Annotated in this window: 19 protein-coding genes; 11 read left to right on the forward strand and 8 right to left on the reverse strand. The window is 41.1% G+C overall.

Annotated features, from left to right (window positions below; all coding sequences use genetic code 11):
- The first annotated feature begins 70 nt into the window (after positions 1-70).
- The 5 genes from K7A41_RS03225 to K7A41_RS03245 all read left to right on the forward strand — a co-directional run bounded on the left by K7A41_RS03225 (position 71) and on the right by K7A41_RS03245 (position 4,374).
- Complete coding sequence (locus K7A41_RS03225; RefSeq protein WP_028071524.1) at positions 71-262, forward strand: hypothetical protein; 192 nt, start codon at positions 71-73, stop codon at positions 260-262.
- A gap of 193 nt (positions 263-455) precedes the next feature.
- The gene (nth, locus tag K7A41_RS03230; protein ID WP_265712589.1) at positions 456-1,124 is read left to right on the forward strand and encodes an endonuclease III; all 669 of its coding nucleotides are present in this window, start codon (positions 456-458) and stop codon (positions 1,122-1,124) included.
- A gap of 76 nt (positions 1,125-1,200) precedes the next feature.
- Positions 1,201-2,226: a recombinase RecA gene (gene recA, locus K7A41_RS03235; protein ID WP_028071526.1), complete on the forward strand. Its 1,026-nt coding sequence runs from the start codon at positions 1,201-1,203 to the stop codon at positions 2,224-2,226.
- Positions 2,227-2,423: 197 nt separating this feature from the next.
- Entirely contained in the window at positions 2,424-3,188 is a 765-nt protein-coding gene (locus tag K7A41_RS03240) for an endonuclease/exonuclease/phosphatase family protein (RefSeq protein ID WP_265712590.1), read from the forward strand.
- Between the two features lie 4 nt (positions 3,189-3,192).
- Entirely contained in the window at positions 3,193-4,374 is a 1,182-nt protein-coding gene (locus tag K7A41_RS03245; protein WP_265712591.1) for a metallophosphoesterase family protein, read from the forward strand.
- Positions 4,375-4,445: 71 nt separating this feature from the next.
- Here the strand turns inward: K7A41_RS03245 and pruA are convergent, their stop codons facing one another.
- From pruA to K7A41_RS03270, 5 genes are all read right to left on the reverse strand, one after another.
- Positions 4,446-6,083, reverse strand: a complete 1,638-nt coding sequence (gene pruA / locus K7A41_RS03250) for an L-glutamate gamma-semialdehyde dehydrogenase (RefSeq protein ID WP_028071528.1) — start codon at positions 6,081-6,083, stop codon at positions 4,446-4,448.
- A 582-nt stretch (positions 6,084-6,665) separates the two neighbouring features.
- Positions 6,666-7,274 carry a superoxide dismutase gene (locus K7A41_RS03255; protein ID WP_028071529.1) on the reverse strand — a complete coding sequence of 203 codons (609 nt, stop codon included), beginning with the start codon at positions 7,272-7,274 and terminating at the stop codon, positions 6,666-6,668.
- A gap of 102 nt (positions 7,275-7,376) precedes the next feature.
- The gene (locus K7A41_RS03260) at positions 7,377-7,844 is read right to left on the reverse strand and encodes a nucleoside deaminase (protein ID WP_265712592.1); all 468 of its coding nucleotides are present in this window, start codon (positions 7,842-7,844) and stop codon (positions 7,377-7,379) included.
- Positions 7,845-7,853: 9 nt separating this feature from the next.
- Positions 7,854-8,195: a tRNA-binding protein gene (locus K7A41_RS03265; protein ID WP_265712593.1), complete on the reverse strand. Its 342-nt coding sequence runs from the start codon at positions 8,193-8,195 to the stop codon at positions 7,854-7,856.
- Entirely contained in the window at positions 8,192-8,401 is a 210-nt protein-coding gene (locus K7A41_RS03270) for a hypothetical protein (protein ID WP_051607247.1), read from the reverse strand. Before K7A41_RS03270 ends, K7A41_RS03265 begins: the two co-directional genes overlap by 4 nt.
- Before the next feature lie 88 nt (positions 8,402-8,489).
- Between K7A41_RS03270 and K7A41_RS03275 the strand changes: the two genes are divergently transcribed.
- The 5 genes from K7A41_RS03275 (at position 8,490) to K7A41_RS03295 (ending at position 16,639) form a co-directional block, all read left to right on the forward strand.
- Positions 8,490-9,086 carry a porin family protein gene (locus tag K7A41_RS03275; RefSeq protein WP_028071533.1) on the forward strand — a complete coding sequence of 199 codons (597 nt, stop codon included), beginning with the start codon at positions 8,490-8,492 and terminating at the stop codon, positions 9,084-9,086.
- A gap of 170 nt (positions 9,087-9,256) precedes the next feature.
- The gene (locus tag K7A41_RS03280) at positions 9,257-10,027 is read left to right on the forward strand and encodes a succinate dehydrogenase cytochrome b subunit (RefSeq protein WP_028071534.1); all 771 of its coding nucleotides are present in this window, start codon (positions 9,257-9,259) and stop codon (positions 10,025-10,027) included.
- 56 nt (positions 10,028-10,083) lie between these two features.
- On the forward strand, positions 10,084-12,018 hold the full coding sequence (locus tag K7A41_RS03285; protein ID WP_028071535.1) for a fumarate reductase/succinate dehydrogenase flavoprotein subunit: 1,935 nt from the start codon (positions 10,084-10,086) through the stop codon (positions 12,016-12,018).
- 15 nt (positions 12,019-12,033) lie between these two features.
- Positions 12,034-12,807 carry a succinate dehydrogenase/fumarate reductase iron-sulfur subunit gene (locus K7A41_RS03290; RefSeq protein WP_171019303.1) on the forward strand — a complete coding sequence of 258 codons (774 nt, stop codon included), beginning with the start codon at positions 12,034-12,036 and terminating at the stop codon, positions 12,805-12,807.
- A gap of 85 nt (positions 12,808-12,892) precedes the next feature.
- The gene (locus K7A41_RS03295) at positions 12,893-16,639 is read left to right on the forward strand and encodes a HAMP domain-containing sensor histidine kinase (protein WP_265712594.1); all 3,747 of its coding nucleotides are present in this window, start codon (positions 12,893-12,895) and stop codon (positions 16,637-16,639) included.
- A gap of 155 nt (positions 16,640-16,794) precedes the next feature.
- Here K7A41_RS03295 and K7A41_RS03300 read toward each other — a convergent pair whose 3' ends face one another.
- The 3 genes from K7A41_RS03300 to K7A41_RS03310 form a co-directional block, all read right to left on the reverse strand.
- On the reverse strand, positions 16,795-17,721 hold the full coding sequence (locus tag K7A41_RS03300; RefSeq protein ID WP_265712595.1) for a hypothetical protein: 927 nt from the start codon (positions 17,719-17,721) through the stop codon (positions 16,795-16,797).
- A gap of 99 nt (positions 17,722-17,820) precedes the next feature.
- Positions 17,821-18,972 (reverse strand): GDP-mannose 4,6-dehydratase, encoded by a 1,152-nt coding sequence (gmd, locus tag K7A41_RS03305; RefSeq protein WP_265712596.1) that lies wholly within the window; start codon positions 18,970-18,972, stop codon positions 17,821-17,823.
- 275 nt (positions 18,973-19,247) lie between these two features.
- On the reverse strand, positions 19,248-19,799 hold the full coding sequence (locus tag K7A41_RS03310; protein WP_028071540.1) for a lipocalin family protein: 552 nt from the start codon (positions 19,797-19,799) through the stop codon (positions 19,248-19,250).
- Between the two features lie 474 nt (positions 19,800-20,273).
- Between K7A41_RS03310 and K7A41_RS03315 the strand changes: the two genes are divergently transcribed.
- Entirely contained in the window at positions 20,274-21,188 is a 915-nt protein-coding gene (locus tag K7A41_RS03315) for a lysylphosphatidylglycerol synthase transmembrane domain-containing protein (protein ID WP_265712597.1), read from the forward strand.

Here is a 21,188-nt window from a genome sequence, read left to right on the forward strand (position 1 = left end):
TTTTTATATACCAAAACTATATTTTGTCCGTTTAATTAATTAACTTACAGAGACAAAATACAGCACGCGTATGGTAGAAAATTTTACTCAATCAGAAAACGAAGTTCAAAATTTACTGACCCAAAACGAGAAGGAAATGACTGACGAGGATGTAGAAAATGAATTGAAACTTCAATTGCCCAAAATGTTGCTTCATCCAAGCAAAAAATGTATTTCGAATATCTTGGCATATTCGAAACAACTGGAAAAAAGAAAGGCCTAATCGAGAGATTAGGCCTTATTTATAACACATCGCTGCCGCTTACCGCTCCGGGAAACTGCTTACCCTAACAAGCACATACCTGAGATGATTATCAGTCGACTACTGTACCTTTGCATAAAAACATCCTTTTCGCTACCGCCGGTGTGGGGCAAAATTTCTTTTTTGATGGCAATTTTTGCTAAGTTTGGGCATCATGTTAAAACAGGAACGATACAAAGCTTTTGTGGATTATTTCTCAAAAAATAATCCGGACGCACAGACTGAACTCAACTATAGTAATCCATATGAATTGCTTGTGGCGGTCATTTTATCTGCTCAATGTACAGACAAGAGGATAAATCAGGTTACACCTAAGCTTTTCGAACGTTATCCGGATGCCCAGGCATTAGCAGCCTCAAGTGTAGATGAAGTATTCAGTTATATCCGGTCAGTCAGCTATCCTAACAATAAAGCAAAACATCTTGTCGGCATGGCGCAAATGCTGATTGAAAAATTTAACAATGTGGTTCCCGAAAAAATTGAGGACCTTATTAAGTTACCGGGTGTGGGTAGAAAAACAGCCAATGTCATTTCGTCTGTGGTGTATCACAATCCTGCCATGGCTGTTGACACTCACGTCTTCCGTGTTGCCAACCGGCTTGGGCTGACCTACCGTGCAACCACGCCATTGGCCGCCGAAAAGCAGCTGGTCAAAAACCTTCCAAAGGATACGATCGCCATTGCACACCATTGGCTTATTCTGCATGGCCGCTATATCTGCCTGGCCCGAAGACCACTATGCGAAAAATGTCCTATTACATATATGTGCAAGTATTTTGAAAAAACATATCATATAAAAGGCACTCCAGCTACCGTCGAATAGAAAAACTAATTTTTTTAGTGAAAATATTTGGATTATAATTTTTTATTGTTACTTTTGATAAATATATACTAAAAATATGAGCAACACAGATAAATTAAAGGCTTTACAGCTTACGCTAGATAAACTAGAAAAGAACTTTGGAAAAGGTTCTATTATGAAATTGGGAGATACTGCCGTCGAACCCATCGAAGCAATTTCCACTGGCTCACTGGGCTTGGACATTGCGTTAGGGATCGGTGGTGTACCAAAAGGGCGTATCATAGAAATATACGGTCCTGAATCCTCAGGTAAAACCACTTTAGCAACGCATATCGTCGCGGAAGCTCAGAAAAAAGGCGGTATTGCGGCTATCATTGATGCAGAGCATGCGTTTGATAAATATTACGCACAAAAACTGGGTGTTGATGTCGAGAACCTACTGATATCACAACCCGATAATGGTGAGCAAGCTTTGGAAATCGCCGACAACTTAATCCGTTCTGGCGCCATTGACGTCATTGTGATCGACTCTGTAGCGGCACTCGTTCCTAAAGGAGAGATCGAAGGCGAAATGGGAGACTCAAAGATGGGTCTACAGGCGAGGCTGATGTCTCAGGCACTCCGTAAGCTGACAGGTACTATCTCAAAAACTAATTGCTGCTGTATTTTCATCAACCAATTGCGTGAAAAAATCGGTGTGATGTTCGGTAATCCAGAAACAACAACAGGTGGTAACGCACTGAAATTCTATGCTTCTGTACGTCTGGATATTCGCCGTACGTCGCAGATTAAGGACTCCGAAGAAGTGTCGGGTAATCGCGTCAAAGTTAAAATTGTAAAAAATAAAGTAGCCCCTCCATTCCGTATTGCGGAGTTTGATATCATCTTTGGCGAAGGAATTTCCAAAGTAGGTGAAATCATCGACTTAGGTGTTGAGTATGGTATCATTAAGAAAGCTGGTTCCTGGTTTAGTTATGGTGACACAAAACTAGGACAAGGTAGGGATGCAGTAAAAGCCTTATTGTTTGACAACCCTGATTTAATGGACGAACTTGAGGCCAAAATCCGTGCGGAAGTAACAGGAGAAGATCCTTTGCTTCACACGGATGAAAATGAAGACTAGTTGCTGTAATAATTAGTATAATGTAGATAGCCGTCCCTGAGCAGGACGGCTATTTTTTTAACTGTAGATCATGTCGGCTGCAAACTTCAATGATTATTTTGTTACATATTGGAATTGATTGCTATCTACTGCCGGATTTAGTATTTTAGTCCAGCAGCAGTTGCCTGTCATCCATACGCTGGACTTAATTTGATATCATGAACCGTAAATTAATTTTATTCTTTTTTATCCTGCTCGGAAGCAGCTTTCAGCTCAGGGCGCAAAAAATACGCATACTGTCCTTCAACATCCATCACGGCAATCCGCCCACCGAAAACGAAACTGTTATCAATCTGGATACCATCGCAAAAATTATCAAAAATACCAACGCTGACCTGGTGGGATTGCAGGAAGTTGATGTTAATTTAGCTCGGTCAAATAACGAAAATCAGGCGAAGAAGCTCGCCGAGCTTACAGGTATGCACTACATTTTCTCAAAAGGAATTGACCTGGAAAAAGGAGAGTATGGAACAGCAATATTATCCAAACATCCGATCCAGCGTGTGGAAAAACATTTCCTTCCCTCGCCCGTAAAAAGCGAACGGCGCAGCCTTGCGGTTGCCGAAGTGAGGATCCAGAACAAAAAACTATTATTTGCGAATACCCATCTCGACCTAAAAGATGAAAATAAAATTGCGCAAGCCAAATTTATTACTCAACAGTTTAAAAAACAGAAATTACCTACCATACTTGTTGGGGACCTGAACGCTGAGCCCCATGATCCCGCCATCCTGGAACTAGGAAAAATATTCACAAAAAGTACCATCACCAATGGCTTCACTTTTCCCCAAGACTCACCTAATACAGAAATAGACTATATCATGATCAGCAGTGCAGGCGCTACATTCTCGAACCATCGTATCCTTGATGAACGATATGCCAGTGACCATAGACCTTTGTATGTTGAAATCGATATAAAATAGCCCTATGAACTTTAATAGAAGAAAATTTTTAGAAGCTCTTGCCCTAGCAGGCATCACTTTACCCAACATTGCTATAGCCCGGGAACAAACTGGAAATACGCAAGAAGAACAGTTCGACTTCATCGTACCGGCGTATCTACAGAACCAAACGGCCACGGGCATTAGCATCTTTAGCATACTGAACAAACCTGGCCTCGCCTGGGTCGAAATTCTGGACAGTGCCGGCAATATACAGGAGAAAATATATCAGTCAGCGGACGGCATGATCAACGCCAATACCGATTGCTTTCGGTTTACCATCGAGCAAGCCCAACGGAAATTCCGATATCGCATCAAAGCAAAAGAAATTCAAAAATTCGACCCCTACAAGATCGTTTATGGCCAGGAAATCGAGAGCAAAATCTATGATGCGAAATTAGCGCACGAAGACCAAGATCAGATCCGCTGTCTCATATATAATGATGTACATGAAGAAAAAGCCAGTTATCGGGATTTGTTGCCCCGGCAGGACACTTCTCCCTATGACTTCTTCGTACTCAATGGAGACTCCTTTCACTATGTAACCAAGCAGGATGATATTACGGAAAAGTTATTGAAACCAATACATTTCTTTGCAACAGACAAGCCTTTTATCATGAACAGAGGCAATCATGAGACCAGGGGATCCTTCGCCCGCAGTTTCAAACAATACTTCGGTTATCCAGACAACAAGTTCTATCAAGCTTTTAAAAGAGGTCCTGTTTTCTGGGTTATGCTGGACAGCGGAGAGGACAAGCCTGACAACCACGAAGTCTACGGGGGTACAGTAGATTACGATAATTACCGAAAGGAACAGGCGGGATGGTTAGAAAAAGTACTGCAATCAAAAGAAAGAAAATCCGCCCGCTACACGGTTGTCATTAGTCACATCCCGATTTTCCATTCGGACGACTGGCACGGCACATTAGATAACCGAGCATCCTTTCATCCTTTATTTCAAAAGTACAAAATTGATGTCATGATCTCGGGGCATACCCATCAATACGGATATTATCCAGCTGATAAGGACCACCAATACGCTATTTTCATCGGTGGCGGTCCTAAAATTGGTAACAGGACCGTCATTGACGTATCAGGCACGAATAAATCGTTGACGGTACGTATGACCCGGGACGACGGGGTCGAACTAGGACTGTTGAACCTATAAGAAAGGCGCTCAATTTTTTGAGCGCCTTCCCTATCTCCAGTGAACAATTGCCATCGATATGACATGGATACTTATTCGCCTTTTTCCAAGAAAGGATATCGATAATCCGTATCGGGATTGAATGTCTCCTTGATTGTGCGTGGAGATACCCAACGGAGCAAATTAATCATAGAGCCAGCTTTATCATTCGTTCCCGAACCCCTTGCACCGCCAAAAGGCTGTTGCCCAACCACGGCACCTGTACACTTATCGTTCACGTAAAAATTACCTGCCGCATGTCTAAGCTTATCGGTAGCCAGATTAATCGCATAACGATCCTGAGCTATAATCGAGCCCGTTAAGGCGTAGATAGATGTTTTATCCACGATATCCAATGTCTCTTCAAACTTAGCGTCTTCGTAGACGTATACGGTCAACACTGGACCAAACAATTCTTCTACCATCGTTTCGTAATCCGGCTTTGATGCTTCAATAATCGTCGGATGGATAAAATATCCTTTCGATTTATCATAAGTACCTCCGACAACAATCTCTGCGTCATTGGACTCTTTAGCACGCTCTATGAACTTTGCAAGTTTATCAAATGACTTCTCATCAATAACCGCGTTGATAAAATTAGAAAAGTCTTCGGTTCCACCGATAGTGAATGATTTGACATCCGCGATCATCAATTCTTTTAATGCGGGCCACAAGGACTTAGGAATATATGCTCTGGAAGCCGCCGAACACTTTTGCCCCTGATACTCAAAGGCACCACGTACCAACGCTGTATTTGCAACTTTTACATCGGCTGAAGGGTGGACAACAATAAAATCTTTACCCCCTGTTTCGCCGACGATACGCGGATAAGTCTTATAGCGATGGATATTATCGCCGATTGTTTTCCAGATATCCTGGAATACACCTGTGGATCCTGTAAAATGGATACCTGCGAAATCAGGATGTTGGAAAATAACTTCTCCGGCATCCGGACCAGAAACATATACAAGGTTAATTACACCGTCTGGAAGCCCCGCTTCACGGAAGATCTTCATCAATACATTCGCAGAGTATATCTGAGTGTTAGATGGTTTCCATACCACAACATTTCCCATCATAGCCACACACGAAGGTAGGTTGCCAGCAATCGCCGTAAAATTGAACGGAGTCAATGCAAACACGAAGCCTTCGAGCGGACGTTGCTCCACACGATTCCATACCCCTTTTCCTGAAATGGGAGGCTGCTGTTTGTAAATCTCACTCATGTATTGCACGTTAAAGCGCAAGAAGTCCGTGATCTCGCAAGCGGAATCGATTTCTGCCTGGTACGGATTTTTTGACTGCCCCAACATGGTCGCTGCATTTAGTTCATAACGGTATTTACCCGAAATCAATTCAGCCGCTTTCAGAAAAATCGCCGCACGGTCTTCCCATGCCAAATTCTCCCAGTTCTTTTTTGCTGCTAACGCGGCATTGATCGCATCCGTTACATGTGATTTATCGCCTTGGTTGTATTGACCTAAGATATGCTGATGGTCATGTGGAGGAGCTATATTTACCTTTTTAGAAGTCGTCACTTCTTTACCGCCAATATACATGGGGATATCGATCTGCTTAGAACGTGCTTCATCAATCGCTGCTTTCAACAACTTACGCTCTTTCGTTCCGACAGCGTACGTATACACCGGTTCATTAGTAGGAACAGGAACTGTAAAAAATCCTTTAGACATATTACAATTATTTATTATTCATCCAAAAATTACTCTTCTCCTGGCGATAGCTAGCAGGTTTTCTAATTCTATTTATAAAACCCAATGTTTTCAGCTTGTTAGCTTGCTATTTAACCCGCCAATATCAGTAAAATTACCTTAAATTTTATGAATACCCAAAGTTAAGCCCTCGCTTTGAGCAGCTTGGAAAAGATACGTTTAATTTTTTCCAATTTCGGTTTATGGCCGACCGACAATTTGGTTCTTCCACATGCAACGTGATCATGTTAGCGATTATCGTACATAGATGATGATGGGCATTATCACAGCTGGCAGTGATACTGTTGGCAGTCTACCCCAAAAGACAACCGTTTTTCACTGGATTCCATGCCAATGTGCTCTTCTAAACATGACTTATACAGCTTTAAAAAAAGACGCAACAAGGAGTGCGGGATGAGGCTTTCAACAGACTTATTTTCCGGCGGCAGCCGCGTTCTTTTTCAATTGTCGATAAGGACAAGGTGCGAATAGAAAATTATTGTTAAACAAAAAAGCGGCAATAATTTATATTGCCGCTCCTTCGTATGATGTAAACGGATTCAACTATTTAGCCGCAGCATAATTTTGTGCTACTGCATCCCAATTGATCACATTAAAAATTTCTTCCAAGTATGCTGGGCGTTTGTTTTGGAACTTCAGGTAATAAGCATGCTCCCAAACGTCGATACCTAAGATCGGAGTACCTTTTACTTCGGCAACATCCATTAACGGGTTATCCTGATTTGGCGTAGAAGTCACTGCGAGTTTGCCCTCAGCATTAACGATCAGCCAAGCCCAGCCTGACCCGAAACGTGCAGCACCAGCTGCCTGAAGTTGTTTTTTCAACTCATCAAATGAACCAAACGCCGCATTGATTGCTTCTGCCAGCTCACCGGTTGGAGCACCTCCAGCGTTTGGCCCCAACACTTTCCAAAATAGCGAGTGGTTGTAGTGACCACCGCCGTTGTTCCGTACAGCAGGGGCATACTTACTTACGTTCTTGATAATATCCAGTAAAGACAAGTTTTCGGCGTCTGTACCCGCGATTGCTTTATTTAAATTATCCACATATGCCTGATGGTGTCTGTCATGGTGGATTTCCATTGTAGTTTTGTCAATATGTGGTTCTAATGCGTCGGCTGCGTATGGTAACGCTTCTAATTCAAATGCCATATCTATTTTAATTTTAAATGTGAATTACTTCGTTTATATATACAAATATAACACAATATACCCTGTTATGTTTTTATGTATTACGATAAATTGAAAATTTGTTTAACGTTTTTGACGAAAAAATGATTTAACCAGATCTGCGCATTCCTCCTCCAAAACTCCCTGCACGATGACAGTTTTGGGATGGAGAATTTTGTCATGAAAATGCGAATATCCTCGCTTTTCGTCCTTTGCTCCATATACGATTTTACCGATATGGGTCCAATAGGCGGCTCCAGCACACATAATACAGGGTTCGATAGTTACGTATAGCGTACATTCATCCAGATATTTGCCCCCGAGATAGTTTGCTGCAGCTGTGAAAGCCTGCATTTCGGCATGAGCTGTTACATCATTGAGCCGCTGGGTTAGATTATGTCCTTTGCCAATTACACGCCCTTTGTGTACGACTACGGCACCGATGGGTACCTCTCCTTCTTCCAGCGCCCGCTTTGCCTCAGTTAAAGCCATACGCATAAAGGACTCGTCGCTATCAATCAGTTGGGTGCCTTCAAAATCTATAAACGTCATACCGCAAACTTAACTAAGTTTAGCTCCATTTGGTAATTTTTTGTCCACTGAAGTCAAAATAATATCTCCGTTCTCATCCGCAAAACCGGTCACCAGACACTCGGAGAAAAAATTGGCAATTTGCTTCTTCGGGAAATTTACCACTGCAACAACTTGCTTACCCAGCAACTCTTCTTTGGTATAGTGTACAGTAATCTGTGCACTGCTCTGCAAAATTCCAATCTCGCTACCAAAATCGATTTTTAGCTGATAGGCAGGTTTTCTGGCTTTGGGAAAATCCTGTACCTCCAGGACCGTCCCAACACGCAAATCGACCCGCTCAAACTCCGCCCAGGTAATGACACTGCTCATAGGCGATTACTATTAATGTCTTCGATCTCCTTGCCGATTGTAAATAAAATATAAGAAGGTTTTCTCCTTAAGCGCTGTGCTAATTTGGCTACTAATTTTTCCTCTTCCCCTGCCTGAAAAGCTAAGTCTTCGTCACTTAAGTGATTATACTTACGACGGAGTTTTTCTTTGGCTACCAGCCATTGTTCTTCGTTAATTTTCAGCATAACTACGATTTAGGTATAAAATTTGTATATCTTTACCAAACTTGTGAAAGTTTGTTTAAAGATACAATATATACATAAATAAAAGACTATGAAAAAGATTTTACCCGCATTACTCTTGATTTGTGGTAGCATAGCAACAGCACAGGCACAGTTGTTACCAGGTTTTGAAGTCGGCCTAAAAGGCGCTTTGAACTTTTCAAAATTCAAAAGCGACGGCAAATACTTCAATTCAGATACCAAAGCAGGTTATCAAGCAGGTCTTTACGGCCGTGTCGGCGTCTTGGGATTCCATGTGCAACCAGAGGTCTACCTAACGGGCAAAAACACTACCGTAAAAGCAGAAAATGGAGAAACGACAGATGTAAAGTTTACAACAGTTGACGTTCCGGTATTGTTGGGTAAACGTTTTGGTCTAGGGCCAATCGGTGCAAGAATACAGACCGGCCCAATTTTCTCATTTAAAGTAGACGACAAACAGGATAAAGTGATCGACCAGCTGAACCCGAACAATTACAAAAAAAGCGGCACATCATGGGCTTTTGGCGTGGGCGCTGACATTTCAAGCTTACGGGTAGACGTACGTTATGAAATGGGACTGAATAAGGTCAACAACGAAAGCCAGGCAAATCCCAAAATCAATATGTGGAGTATTGGCTTAGGCTATAGATTATTCAGCATCCTGTAGTCAGTTAACCAGCATTTAGACATCATTTAAAGTCCGTTTTTATCCAAAACGGACTTTTTGTTTTTACAAACTTTAGAACCGTTCTAAATTATTGCTTTTTCTTGTCAAAATGGTATCATATTTAATAGCAAATAGTAGATTTGCCTAATTAAAATTAAATTACAAGGATAATGAGTAAATCAAAGCCAGTTTTCAGTTCTTCGATTGGGAAGAAGCTAATCATGAGCTTAACAGGAATCTTTCTATGTTTATTCCTGGTTGTTCACTTGGTTGGTAACTTGCAATTATTTAAAGATGATGCGGGTCTAGCGTTCAACAAGTACGCTTATTTTATGACTCACTTTACACCAATCAAAGTTGTTTCTTACTTATTGTATGCTTCGGTAATCATTCACGTCATCTATGCCATCACATTGACGATGAAAAATAAAGCCGCTCGTCCTATTGGTTATGCTAAATATGACGGCCAAGCAAACAGTAAATGGAATTCACGCAACATGGGTATCTTGGGTACGGTCATTTTAGTATTCATAGCTACGCATATGTCCAATTTTTGGTGGAAGTTCCATAATGATCAAGTACCGTACATTGAATACCGCACTGATTTGGCAACTGGACAAACAACAGCGAGAGAACTTCAAGCTTCTGAATTCCATGACTACCAGGAAACGGTAGAAAACAATGTTCAAATCGTAAAGGCAAGAGATTTGTACAAACAAGTAGACTTTGCTTTTCAAAATGTTGCATTGGTCGCTTTATATGTCATTGCGATGGCAGCGCTGGCATTCCACTTAATTCATGGTTTCCAATCCGCATTCCAGACTTTGGGCTTCAATCACAGAAGATACATTGGAATTATCAGAGGGATCGGTGTTTGGGTATTTGGGGTTTTAATTCCAATAGGCTTTGCATTAATGCCATTGTTTTTCTTCTTTAAATAATTCGGAATCTTTAAGATAAGGTTCAGGCCTTATCGATCAATATAAAATTAAGAGATATGTTAGATTCAAAAGTACCAGCGGGCCCATTGGCCCAAAAGTGGTCAAATCATAAATTTAATCTTAAATTGGTTAACCCTGCTAACAAACGTAAGTTTACGATTATCGTTGTTGGTACAGGTCTCGCAGGTGCGTCTGCAGCTGCATCGTTAGCCGAACTAGGATACAATGTAATTACATTCTGTTACCAGGATTCACCTCGTCGTGCCCACTCAATCGCGGCTCAAGGTGGTATTAATGCGGCGAAGAGTTATCAAAATGATGGTGACTCTGTGTTTCGTTTATTCTACGATACGATCAAAGGAGGTGATTACCGTTCACGTGAAGCAAACGTATATCGTTTGGCGGAAGTTTCGGTGAATATTATCGACCAATGCGTTGCGCAAGGTGTTCCATTTGCACGTGAATATGGCGGTCTATTGGACAACCGTTCTTTTGGTGGTGCTCAAGTAAGCCGTACATTTTATGCGCGTGGTCAAACTGGACAACAGTTATTATTGGGAGCTTACTCTGCATTGAACCGTCAGATTAAAAAAGGTAAAGTCAAATCCTATACACGTCATGAGATGCTGGATTTGGTGGTGATTGACGGTCACGCTAAGGGAGTCGTTACACGTGACCTTGTATCCGGTAAAATTGAAACACATGCTGCGCATGCTGTATTGATGTGTACTGGTGGTTATGGCAACGTATTCTTCTTATCGACCAATGCCATGGGTTGTAACGTGACTGCAGCTTGGAGAGCGCACAAACGCGGTGCTTATTTTGCAAATCCATGTTACACGCAGATCCACCCTACGTGTATCCCTGTCACTGGAGATCACCAGTCGAAATTGACTTTGATGTCAGAATCTCTTCGTAATGATGGTCGTGTCTGGGTTCCTAAAACCCGTGAAATGGCGGAGAAATTACGTAAGGGGGAGATCAAAGCCAATGATATCAAAGAAGAGGATAGAGATTACTTCCTGGAACGTAAATATCCTTCGTTCGGTAATTTGGTACCACGCGACGTTGCCTCACGTAATGCCAAAGAAGCTGTTGATGACGGCCGCGGAGTAGGTAAAACTGGTTTTGCCGTTTTCTTGGATTTTAAAGAAGCGATCGGCCGCCTAGGTGAAGATGCTGTACGTGCAAAATATGGTAACTTATTTGACATGTACTACCAGATCACAGATGAAAATCCTTATAAAGAACCGATGCGTATCTACCCTGCTGTACACTATACAATGGGTGGTGTATGGGTTGATTACAACTTAATGACTACAATTCCGGGTCTTTATGCCCTAGGTGAATGTAATTTTTCGGATCACGGCGCTAACCGCTTAGGTGCATCTGCGTTGATGCAAGGGCTTGCTGATGGCTACTTCGTTATTCCTTACACAGTGGGGGACTACCTGGCTAAATTAGGTTCTTTCGCTCCAGTTGACCACAACCACCCAGCGTTTGAAGCTACACGGAAAGAAGTGGAAGACCGAATCAATAAGTTATTGTCGCTAAAAGGTACGCAAACGGTGGATGATATCCACAAAAAGCTAGGTCACATCATGTGGGAATATTGTGGAATGGCGCGTACAGCAGAAGGATTACAAAAAGCGCAAGGTTTGATCCAGGAGCTTAGAAAAGAATTCTGGACCAATGCTAGAGTTCTTGGTGAGAACGAAGAACTTAACCTTTCTTTAGAGAAAGCTGGCCGTGTAGCAGACTTCTTGGAATTGGGCGAATTAATGGTCGTCGATGCACTGCAACGTGCAGAGTCCTGCGGTGGTCACTTCCGCTTGGAAAGCCAAACTGAAGAAGGGGAAGCCAAACGTAACGATGAAGAATTCGCTTATGTATCGGCTTGGGAATACAAGGGAGAAAATGTACCTGAGCAATTGCACAAGGAAGATCTTGTATTCGAAAACGTTCAGTTAACACAAAGAAGTTATAAATAAGAAAGAAATATTATCATGGCACAACATATGAATTTAACGCTGAAAGTTTGGCGTCAAAAAAATGATAAAGAGAGAGGTCAATTTGTGACTTATCAGGCAAACGATATCGCTGATGATATGTCTTTCTTAGAGATGCTTGATATTGTGAATGAAGAATTGACACGTAAAGGCGAAGATCCGATATACTTTGACCACGATTGCCGTGAAGGTATATGTGGTATGTGTTCACTCGTGATCAACGGTCGCCCGCACGGTCCTAAACAAGGTACTACAACCTGCCAGTTGCATATGCGCAGTTTCCACGATGGACAGACGATCGTGATTGAGCCTTGGAGAGCAGCAGCGTTTCCAGTGCTAAAAGATCTTGCTGTAGACCGTACAGCTTTCGACCGCATCCAGCAGGCAGGTGGATATATCAATATAAATACGGGAGGTGTTCCTGATGCCAACACTATTCCTATTCCGAAACGTATTGCCGACGAAGCATTTGAATCGGCTACTTGTATCGGTTGCGGTGCTTGTGTGGCAGCCTGTAAAAACGCTTCAGCTATGTTGTTTGTATCTGCGAAAGTATCACAGTTCGCTCTTTTACCGCAAGGCCAAACTGAGCGCTACGAACGTGCCCAGGCTATGGTAGACCAAATGGATGCAGAGGGCTTTGGTAACTGTACCAATACTGGTGCCTGCGAGGCTGAATGTCCTGTAGGTATCAAGCTGACAAATATTGCTCGTCTTAACCGTGAATATTTGACGGCTAAAATCTTCAGACAAGAAGAACCTCACGCCTAGGCGCTACAATAAAATAATATAAAAGTCCTTGCCCTAAGAAAGCAAGGACTTTTTTTTATATTTACAATAATGTAAATTGACTAACGTGAATTCTGGTATAAAAATTCGTTTACTTCTACTCATTTTAACGCTTTGCTTTATCGGGACAGCGATTACCATCAAAGAATCTGTCACTAATAAAGAAATACTGGACATTGACACCAAATCGCTCAATGATCACATTGCCGAACAGGAGAAAAAAGTCGACAAAATATTCAATGATTCCCTGCTTCTCAAAACATTCAAGAACTACGATCAGTATCCGATAGCCGTTTATCAAGCTTTTGAAAAGTACAAGAATCAGGATAAGATATTTCTTTTCCTTTTTAAGGACCATGAGCCTAAGATGTGGAGTACCCATTTATTTGTACCGATCACGGATCAGGGCTTCCTGGAAAAATCGCATTTTACGCAGGATGACAACCGCTCTTATGTGGTCCGTAAAAAGACTATCGACAATATAAGCATCCTCGCATATATCCTTGTTAAGGGCTATACAAACAATAATAATCCTTACTTAAACTCGTCTCTCCGAAGAAACTTCTTTGAGACCAGGAATATCGATATTGCTTCTTACACCGATACGGTGGCGATTAAAAATATTTATAGTAGCGAAGGCTCCTATCTCTTCTCGGTGAAACTCAAGGAAGGTGAGCATGAAAACGCATATACCATTTTACAGTTCTTTTGCTGGCTTATGGGTTGGATTGCACTGCTAATTTTCTTTAACAGCCTTTGCTTGCATATGGCTAAGACCGGAAAGCCCTGGTATGGCACCTTGCTTCTCGCCCTAGTTTTTATTTTAGTAAAAGTTGCAGACCTCGAATGGAATCTACTGTCAGAGAATGCCACATTTGCAATCTTTGATTCCCGCAATTACGCCTATAACAGTCTCTTTCCAAACATCTGGTCTGTCCTTTCCACGACCATTTTGCTTCTCTGGCTTGTCCTATTCATTTATTCGATCCGAAAGGAACTAAGTTTTGACAAAATCAGAAATATCCGGCTCTTTAAACTTCCGATCGCCGTCACATTTATATTAAGTATATATCTGGCCTTTGCTTTTTTATATGATATCGCCGGTACGCTGGTCACACATTCCAACAATATCTATTTTGATTTTACCAAACTTGTCGACCTTCATTTTTTGAGCTGGGTAGACCTGGGTATCGTCGGATTGGCAATTCTGGCGCTTAATATCTATATTGACCTTGTCCTATTCTTCCTGAAGAAACTGGAACTGAAGCCTACGCAACTGCTAAATATACAGTTGGCCTGTGTCATTTTTGTCATTTTGCTTATATCGATCTACATTGAGAAAAATAGCCTGGTCAATCTCCTGTTAGCCGTGATCATTCTGGTAAAGTCCTTCGGCGAAAAATATTTTGATCGTCATATCTTGACAAATTATATCGCTGTTCTTATTCTATGGGCAGTAATAAGTGCCATTACACACGCCCGTTATTATCAGGAGCGCGATCTCATCGATATGAAAATTCTGCTCAGCAATCTTCAGTCAGAGGATGATGTGAATGCTGTTTCACTATTTTCAGATATTGAGAGCGGCATCGCTAACGATAAAGAACTGAAGCATTTATTTAATATTAGTCTGCCGCATCCGAATACAGAAGCTATCAATGACTTTATTAAGAAAAAGTACTTTAGCGGCTACCTTTCCAAATATGAGTTCAAGGCCTATTATTATGATCAGAATAATATCCCGTTAAATCCCTACAGCCAAAATCGCATCAATGAATATCGCGAGAAAGTGATCAATAAATCCATAAAGGTCACGCAGAATTTCTATCGGGCGAGTGCCGAGCTGGGGACGCATGAATATTTCTCGATAATTCCCCTTGTGATCGATTCGGACATTACCGTTAATATCATTATTAATCTCTCCAATAAGGATTTTAGTTATACCGTGCCCTATCCTGAAATCCTGACGGATATGCGCATCAACAACTCGCAATACTATAATAAAGGCGACTATTCGATCGCATTGTATAAAGGCGGCTCACTGGTGACCCAATTTGGAAAATATACCTATGAGAACAATCTCAGAGGGCTACAGGGGGCGCCTGGACAATACATTACCGTGCTTGACAGAGACGCATACCTACATATGGCATATATTGCCAACAAATTTTCCACTTACGTTATCAGCAAACAGAAACCTTCTTTTTGGGACTACGTCGCCACTACATCCTTCCTCTTTCTCGTATTTTTTATGGTATTTGTGATTTTCCATTTCATAAAGTCCTTCTACATTTTTCTGAAAAACACAAAGCTTACCTTCCGTAACCTAAAATATCAGTTTTACAAAATCGTCAATAAGATTCAGTATTCAACACGTATACAGACCTCCATCATTTCGTCCGTTATACTGGCCATCCTGATATCTGCAGTAATTTCGTATATCAGTATTAATAAACAACTTTATAACAACAATAGAAATAGCAAGGAGCGCTTTATCATTGAGCTCGGCAAACGTATGGAAAATATGTTGACGGATACTGACGATGCCTCTAATGAAACGCAGCTCATCAGCATTTTAAAAACCCTATCCGAGACCGTATCCAAAGATTTTAACCTGTATTCGAAGTCTGGAAGACTACTCTATAGCTCTCAGCGCCGGATCTACGATCTAGAGCTTTTTTCGACATTCATCAATCCGGCAGCTCTCAAAAATCTGTCGATATTAAAGAAATCCGAGACCATCGAGGATGAAGGAATTGGGACCTTCCAGTTTGAAACGAGTTATGCGACTATCCGAGACAAAAATTACAATACGTTGGCTTATATCGGTATCCCTAATTTTTCCTTGCAGAAGGAAGAAAATATTAATAAAAATCTACTTTTAAACACCATAGTCAACATTTATTCCTTGATAATCATTGGATTTGGTTTCTATGCCACATTCGTGGCCAATAGTGTGACTAATCCGCTCAGCATCATCAGTAAGAAGATCTCACAGCTGCGACTCGGCCAGCCCAATGAGCCACTATTCTGGCAGCGAAATGATGAGATCGGAACTCTGATCAAAGAGTATAATCTCATGATCATAAAATTGGAGGACTATGCCAATAAAATAAAAGATACGGAACGTGAATCGACCTGGCGTGAAATGGCGCAACAGATCGCACACGAGATCAAGAATCCATTGACACCGATGAAATTAGGCATTCAACAGCTCCGCAGGTCGTATAAGGATAATGATCCTAAATTTCCCGACCGTTTTAATAAGTTCTCTACCTCATTTATTGAACAAATCGACGCACTTACACAGATTGCATCCGAATTTTCGCATTTTGCTAAATTTCCAACTACCGTAACGGAAAACATCAATATTGTGGAGAAAATCTCCCAATCCATCTCTTTGTACAATAATACGCCAAACGTAAGTATTCGGTTAATCAACAACGCAGATCAAAAAACCTTAATTGTTAAAGCAGATGGTAATGAATTGTTACGTACGTTCAATAATCTAATCAAAAATGCCATCGAAGGTGGATATGGCCGGAAAAACATGAAAATAGAGATCTCCATCGAACGTTATTCGGACAAGTTTGTAAAAATCGACGTGCGGGACAACGGTTACGGCATCCCTGAAGCCATGAAGGACAAGATATTCCAAATCAACTTTACGACAAAAAGTTCGGGCAACGGCTTGGGTTTGGTGTTGGTAAAAAAAACAATAGAAGCATGTAATGGCCAAATATTCTTTGAATCGGCGGAAGGTGAAGGCACCACATTTCATATCTTATTGCCCTTGCAGCAGATCGAGTCCTAATGAAGCATGGAACGCTGGAGTCTGAAGCTCGGGGGATATTGACCAAATGAAAACGGGTTAGATCCCTAATGCATCTAACCCGTTATATTTATTGCTGTTGAATGCAGCACATATATACATCTATTTCTTTCGCCATCGACTAACAATAATTAGTCCTAACGCAATACAATGGTTGATCTTCCCATGATCGCATTGTCTTCATAAAGAAGTACTGTATAAGCTCCTTTTGAAAAGCCATTTTCGGCAGCCCAATAGACGATATACTCTTCTCCTTTGTTCGTGAACATAATGTTGTGTTTAAAGGTATACTGCAACTTTTCGCCATGTACAAAGAAAATGTTGTCACCTTGCACAACCAGATTACCTTGCGGATCTATAATCCGTACAAAAATATCCCGCTCACCGGTTTTGGCCAACGCATTATCGGCAATAGTAAAATTGACTTTCAATTTATCTACCCGTTTGGCGCGTTCTTCGACCGATTCTTTCCCATTTCTTTTAACAGCCAGACCGTTAATACTTATACTGGAGACTTTCAGGGCAGACGCTGTCGCCACTTTCTCCTTTAATTCGGAGTTACTGTTCACCAATGACGTAATCTGTTTCTCCTTTTCAACAACAGATTCGCTAAGATTGGAATTTTGCTTTGACAATATCTGGTTTTCCTGAATCAACCGCTGTACATTGATGCGATAGCTATCCACCTGCTTTTTTAGCCGGTTGATTTTTTGTTGTGCATCATCAATTTCTTTAGCCGTGATGCTTTGATTTTCCAATTTTTTTCGCAAAATTGCAATTTCAGCTCTTGAATCTTCCTTTTGTAGCGTCATCTCCGGTGTAAGCTGTACATTTTCGACGTCAATCTTATCCAATTCCGCTTCGATCCGATCGATCTGAACCTGGAGGTTTTCTTTCTCCACAGTCAATGCGTATACTTTCTCACCATTTGTCTTAAATTTGACATAAAAATATATATTGGTGGCAAGTAACGCTGCTATTGCAATTATAAAGAAATAAATCTTAGAAGAATCCTTCTTTTTTTCCTCTTCCTGTTTACTCGAAACAACCTCTGAATTCATCATAATAGCCTGTCATATTCATAGTAGATGTTTGTTCATCATTTCTATTAAATGTTTAAACAAAAATTATTCCAGTTTTATTTTTCCTTTATCCAAGGAGACTTATTCGAAGTAGTTTAGGGTCTGAAAACCACCTTGTTTGAGGTATTCCTCTTTACGCATCAGGTGTAGATCCGATTGTACCATATCTGTTACCAATGACTGGAGGTCATATTTTGGTTTCCAGCCCAATTTTGTATTGGCTTTAGTGGGATCGCCAATTAACAAGTCAACTTCAGTTGGCCTAAAATAAGCAGGATCAACTTTAACAACGGTCTGTCCAAACTTGATCAAGGATTTATCAATATTTAAAGCGGCGAGACGTTCTTCATCCACATCGATGATAACGCCCTTTTCCTGTTCACCCTTACCACTGAATTCTACTTCTATTCCCAATTCAGCAAACGCCATACGGACAAAGTCCCGAACGGTGGTCGTCGCACCGGTAGCAATAACAAAGTCTTCCGGCTTTTCTTGCTGAAGGATAAGCCACATCGCTTCCACGTAATCTTTGGCATGTCCCCAATCCCGCTGCGCGGAAAGATTTCCCAAGTAAAGCTTGTCCTGCAATCCCAGTGCTATCTTAGCCACAGCACGTGTAATTTTGCGGGTTACAAACGTTTCTCCTCTGACAGGGCTTTCATGATTGAACAGGATTCCATTACATGCATACATGTTATACGCCTCGCGGTAGTTTACGGTAATCCAATAAGCATACATCTTGGCGACCGCGTAGGGACTCCGGGGATAAAACGGCGTTGTTTCACTTTGTGGAACCGCCTGTACAAGGCCATATAATTCGGAAGTGGATGCTTGATAGATTCGGGTCTTTTCGATCATTCCCAGCAGACGGACAGCCTCTAATATGCGTAACGTACCAATGCCATCGGCATTAGCCGTATATTCAGGAGTATCGAAACTCACTTTAACGTGAGATTGTGCGGCCAGATTATAAATTTCGTCGGGTTGTGTTTCCTGGATAATACGGATCAAGTTGGTCGAATCGGTCAGATCACCAAAATGCAAGGTAAAATTTCTATTGTCAAGGTGCGGGTCTTGGTAGAGATGATCGATACGATCTGTATTAAACAAGGAACTTCTCCGTTTTAAACCATGCACCTTATATCCTTTTTTCAGTAAGAATTCAGCCAAATAGGCACCATCCTGACCTGTTATACCTGTTATTAATGCAGTTTTCGTGTTTTGTTCAGCCATTTTTATCACTATATTAGTCCGATCTACCTTTCCTGTGCAATCGTATCATATACAATCTTATAGCTCCAGGCGTTATCTAAAGGGGGGATGCTCTCCCAATGCCACATCAATATCAGAGTTATCCATCAACAATTTCCATCTGGTTGTTTTTATAAACTCACTGCCCCAAATTAAATACATCTGGATGATTTCGGAATGTAAAAGTATTAAATTTTAAACAAAAAAAGCCATAGGAATTCCTACAGCTTTCTGATATTACTCTTTTATCCTTATTCCTAGTTTACACGCGAGAAATTAAATACCAAATAGGCTTCCCCATTGGCAACTGTCAAGGGCATTTTCATGACCAGCTTGTTACCATCCGAATAAGAGAGATCCATACGGTAACCCGTAGTTACATTTTTAGCTTTATCACCGGCGTAAATCTTTTTAAACTGAAACTGCGGTTCGCCCAAACCTTTGCCAGGGTTATAAATTGACCAAAAGATCTCACGGGAAGCTCCCGGTGCACACAATGTACCTTGGGCGTTGAACGTGATCGACCCTTTTCCATTACCTATGAAATTCCAGGTACTGCCTACAAAACACTCTGCAGGCGCCTCTTCAAATACACTTTTAATAGTAAAAGTAGACGGTAAGTTTTCTCTATCGATAGAATTTAGTGTCCAAGTTCCTTTTACGGCGGACTTCCATTCCGAAGCACTTGGTCCCGAAGACACACTGGTATTGGAAACATTTCCAGATGATGTACCTTGCTTTTGTGCACCACAAGAGAATAAGGTCACCGTAGCAAAAATAGTTGCTAATGATAAAACTAATCGATTCATATCTATAAATTTTAATTTCAAATTGTATTTTTGGAGTAAATAAGTCCACAAATCATGAAGATCACAGCCAAAAATCATACCACAAGCAAGATAATTGCAAAAACTCTTATGAGGTTGTTTATCATCCTCCTGGCATTTGCCGCCTATCCACTCTTTCTGGGACAGGAAGCGAAAGCAAAACTGGGTCACATAAGCCTCGCATTCACGCATAAAGCTGCCCTTGTCGCACCCGTATTGCTATTCTGTTTTATCTTGGGGCTGATGATCGCTGTGTTAAAGCACAAATATAATAGAATTGACCTAAATTGGCTATTTTCCCTGGCTACAATCTTCGGTATTTTATATTTGATATTATTGTATTCAAGAATTTATCCAGCTATCGCCTAACTAAAATTGCTTAATTCGACAAAGTTCCTAACTTTGGAATCTCCAACATCGACAACAAAGCCGATCAGAGCGGAAAGTTAAAATTCTATGAACAAAAAAAGAGGATTAAAAGTCGTAAAAAATATACTAAAGGTTGTCGTTACCATTGGAGCCTTATACTGGGTATTCAGCAAAGTGTCACTCAAAGATCTACAGGAAGCTGTCATTAATTCCAACCCTATTTATTTATTGCTGGCTTTGCTTTCCTATAGTCTTTCAATCCTGATCTCCTCCTCCCGGCTGCTCACCTTCTTGAGAGCAATTGGTCTGGATGTGTCTGAAAAGTATAATCTGAAATTGTACCAACTGGGACTGTTCTATAACTTGATTCTACCTGGGGGCGTTGGCGGTGATGGCTATAAAATTTTCTTCCTCAGGAGACGGTTCAGTATTAAAGGCAGAAAATTGTTTACTGCATTATTCCTAGATCGCCTCAGCGGATTATGGGCCTTGTGCCTTATTATCGCAGCCTTGGTCACCTATATGCCACAGCTCCGCATTCCGAACTATCTGACCATCCTTTTATTTGTATTAGGCAGCGGCGTCTATTATGTGGTTGTCACAAAGTTCTTTAAAGAATATAAAACTACTTTTCTGAAAGCCCATTTAAAAGCGATAGGCGTACAGTCCATGCAAGTTATTGCAGCTATCCTCATTCTTTACGCCTTAGGATTCAATGGTAAATTCTCTCCTTACTTATTTTTATTTCTGGCCTCTTCCCTGGTTTCTATCATCCCTTTTTCTGTGGGTGGATTGGGTATGCGGGAATTAGTCATTATGTGGGGAGCGGGGATATTTCACGTGGATTCACACAACGCAGTATTAATCACCTTATTGTTTTATATTATTTCGGCTATTGTGGCTGTATCGGGAATTTATTTTATTTTTCATCCGAAAGCAATTGGCGAAGATAAATTGCCTTCCGTGGAAGAAGTTGAACAAAGTCAAAAACTAGAAGAATAA

The organism is Sphingobacterium sp. InxBP1, assembly GCF_026191775.1.
GTDB lineage: Bacteria > Bacteroidota > Bacteroidia > Sphingobacteriales > Sphingobacteriaceae > Sphingobacterium > Sphingobacterium thalpophilum.

Excerpts from the sequence above, each read along its gene's own strand:
- K7A41_RS03225 (WP_028071524.1), top strand. The coding sequence starts at position 71 with ATGGTAGAAAATTTTACTCAATCAGAAAACGAAGTTCAAAATTTACTG.
- nth (WP_265712589.1), top strand. The coding sequence starts at position 456 with ATGTTAAAACAGGAACGATACAAAGCTTTTGTGGATTATTTCTCAAAA.
- recA (WP_028071526.1), top strand. The coding sequence starts at position 1,201 with ATGAGCAACACAGATAAATTAAAGGCTTTACAGCTTACGCTAGATAAA.
- K7A41_RS03240 (WP_265712590.1), top strand. The coding sequence starts at position 2,424 with ATGAACCGTAAATTAATTTTATTCTTTTTTATCCTGCTCGGAAGCAGC.
- K7A41_RS03245 (WP_265712591.1), top strand. The coding sequence starts at position 3,193 with ATGAACTTTAATAGAAGAAAATTTTTAGAAGCTCTTGCCCTAGCAGGC.
- pruA (WP_028071528.1), bottom strand. The coding sequence starts at position 6,083 with ATGTCTAAAGGATTTTTTACAGTTCCTGTTCCTACTAATGAACCGGTG.
- K7A41_RS03255 (WP_028071529.1), bottom strand. The coding sequence starts at position 7,274 with ATGGCATTTGAATTAGAAGCGTTACCATACGCAGCCGACGCATTAGAA.
- K7A41_RS03260 (WP_265712592.1), bottom strand. The coding sequence starts at position 7,844 with ATGACGTTTATAGATTTTGAAGGCACCCAACTGATTGATAGCGACGAG.
- K7A41_RS03265 (WP_265712593.1), bottom strand. The coding sequence starts at position 8,195 with ATGAGCAGTGTCATTACCTGGGCGGAGTTTGAGCGGGTCGATTTGCGT.
- K7A41_RS03270 (WP_051607247.1), bottom strand. The coding sequence starts at position 8,401 with ATGCTGAAAATTAACGAAGAACAATGGCTGGTAGCCAAAGAAAAACTC.
- K7A41_RS03275 (WP_028071533.1), top strand. The coding sequence starts at position 8,490 with ATGAAAAAGATTTTACCCGCATTACTCTTGATTTGTGGTAGCATAGCA.
- K7A41_RS03280 (WP_028071534.1), top strand. The coding sequence starts at position 9,257 with ATGAGTAAATCAAAGCCAGTTTTCAGTTCTTCGATTGGGAAGAAGCTA.
- K7A41_RS03285 (WP_028071535.1), top strand. The coding sequence starts at position 10,084 with ATGTTAGATTCAAAAGTACCAGCGGGCCCATTGGCCCAAAAGTGGTCA.
- K7A41_RS03290 (WP_171019303.1), top strand. The coding sequence starts at position 12,034 with ATGGCACAACATATGAATTTAACGCTGAAAGTTTGGCGTCAAAAAAAT.
- K7A41_RS03300 (WP_265712595.1), bottom strand. The coding sequence starts at position 17,721 with ATGATGAATTCAGAGGTTGTTTCGAGTAAACAGGAAGAGGAAAAAAAG.
- gmd (WP_265712596.1), bottom strand. The coding sequence starts at position 18,972 with ATGGCTGAACAAAACACGAAAACTGCATTAATAACAGGTATAACAGGT.
- K7A41_RS03310 (WP_028071540.1), bottom strand. The coding sequence starts at position 19,799 with ATGAATCGATTAGTTTTATCATTAGCAACTATTTTTGCTACGGTGACC.
- K7A41_RS03315 (WP_265712597.1), top strand. The coding sequence starts at position 20,274 with ATGAACAAAAAAAGAGGATTAAAAGTCGTAAAAAATATACTAAAGGTT.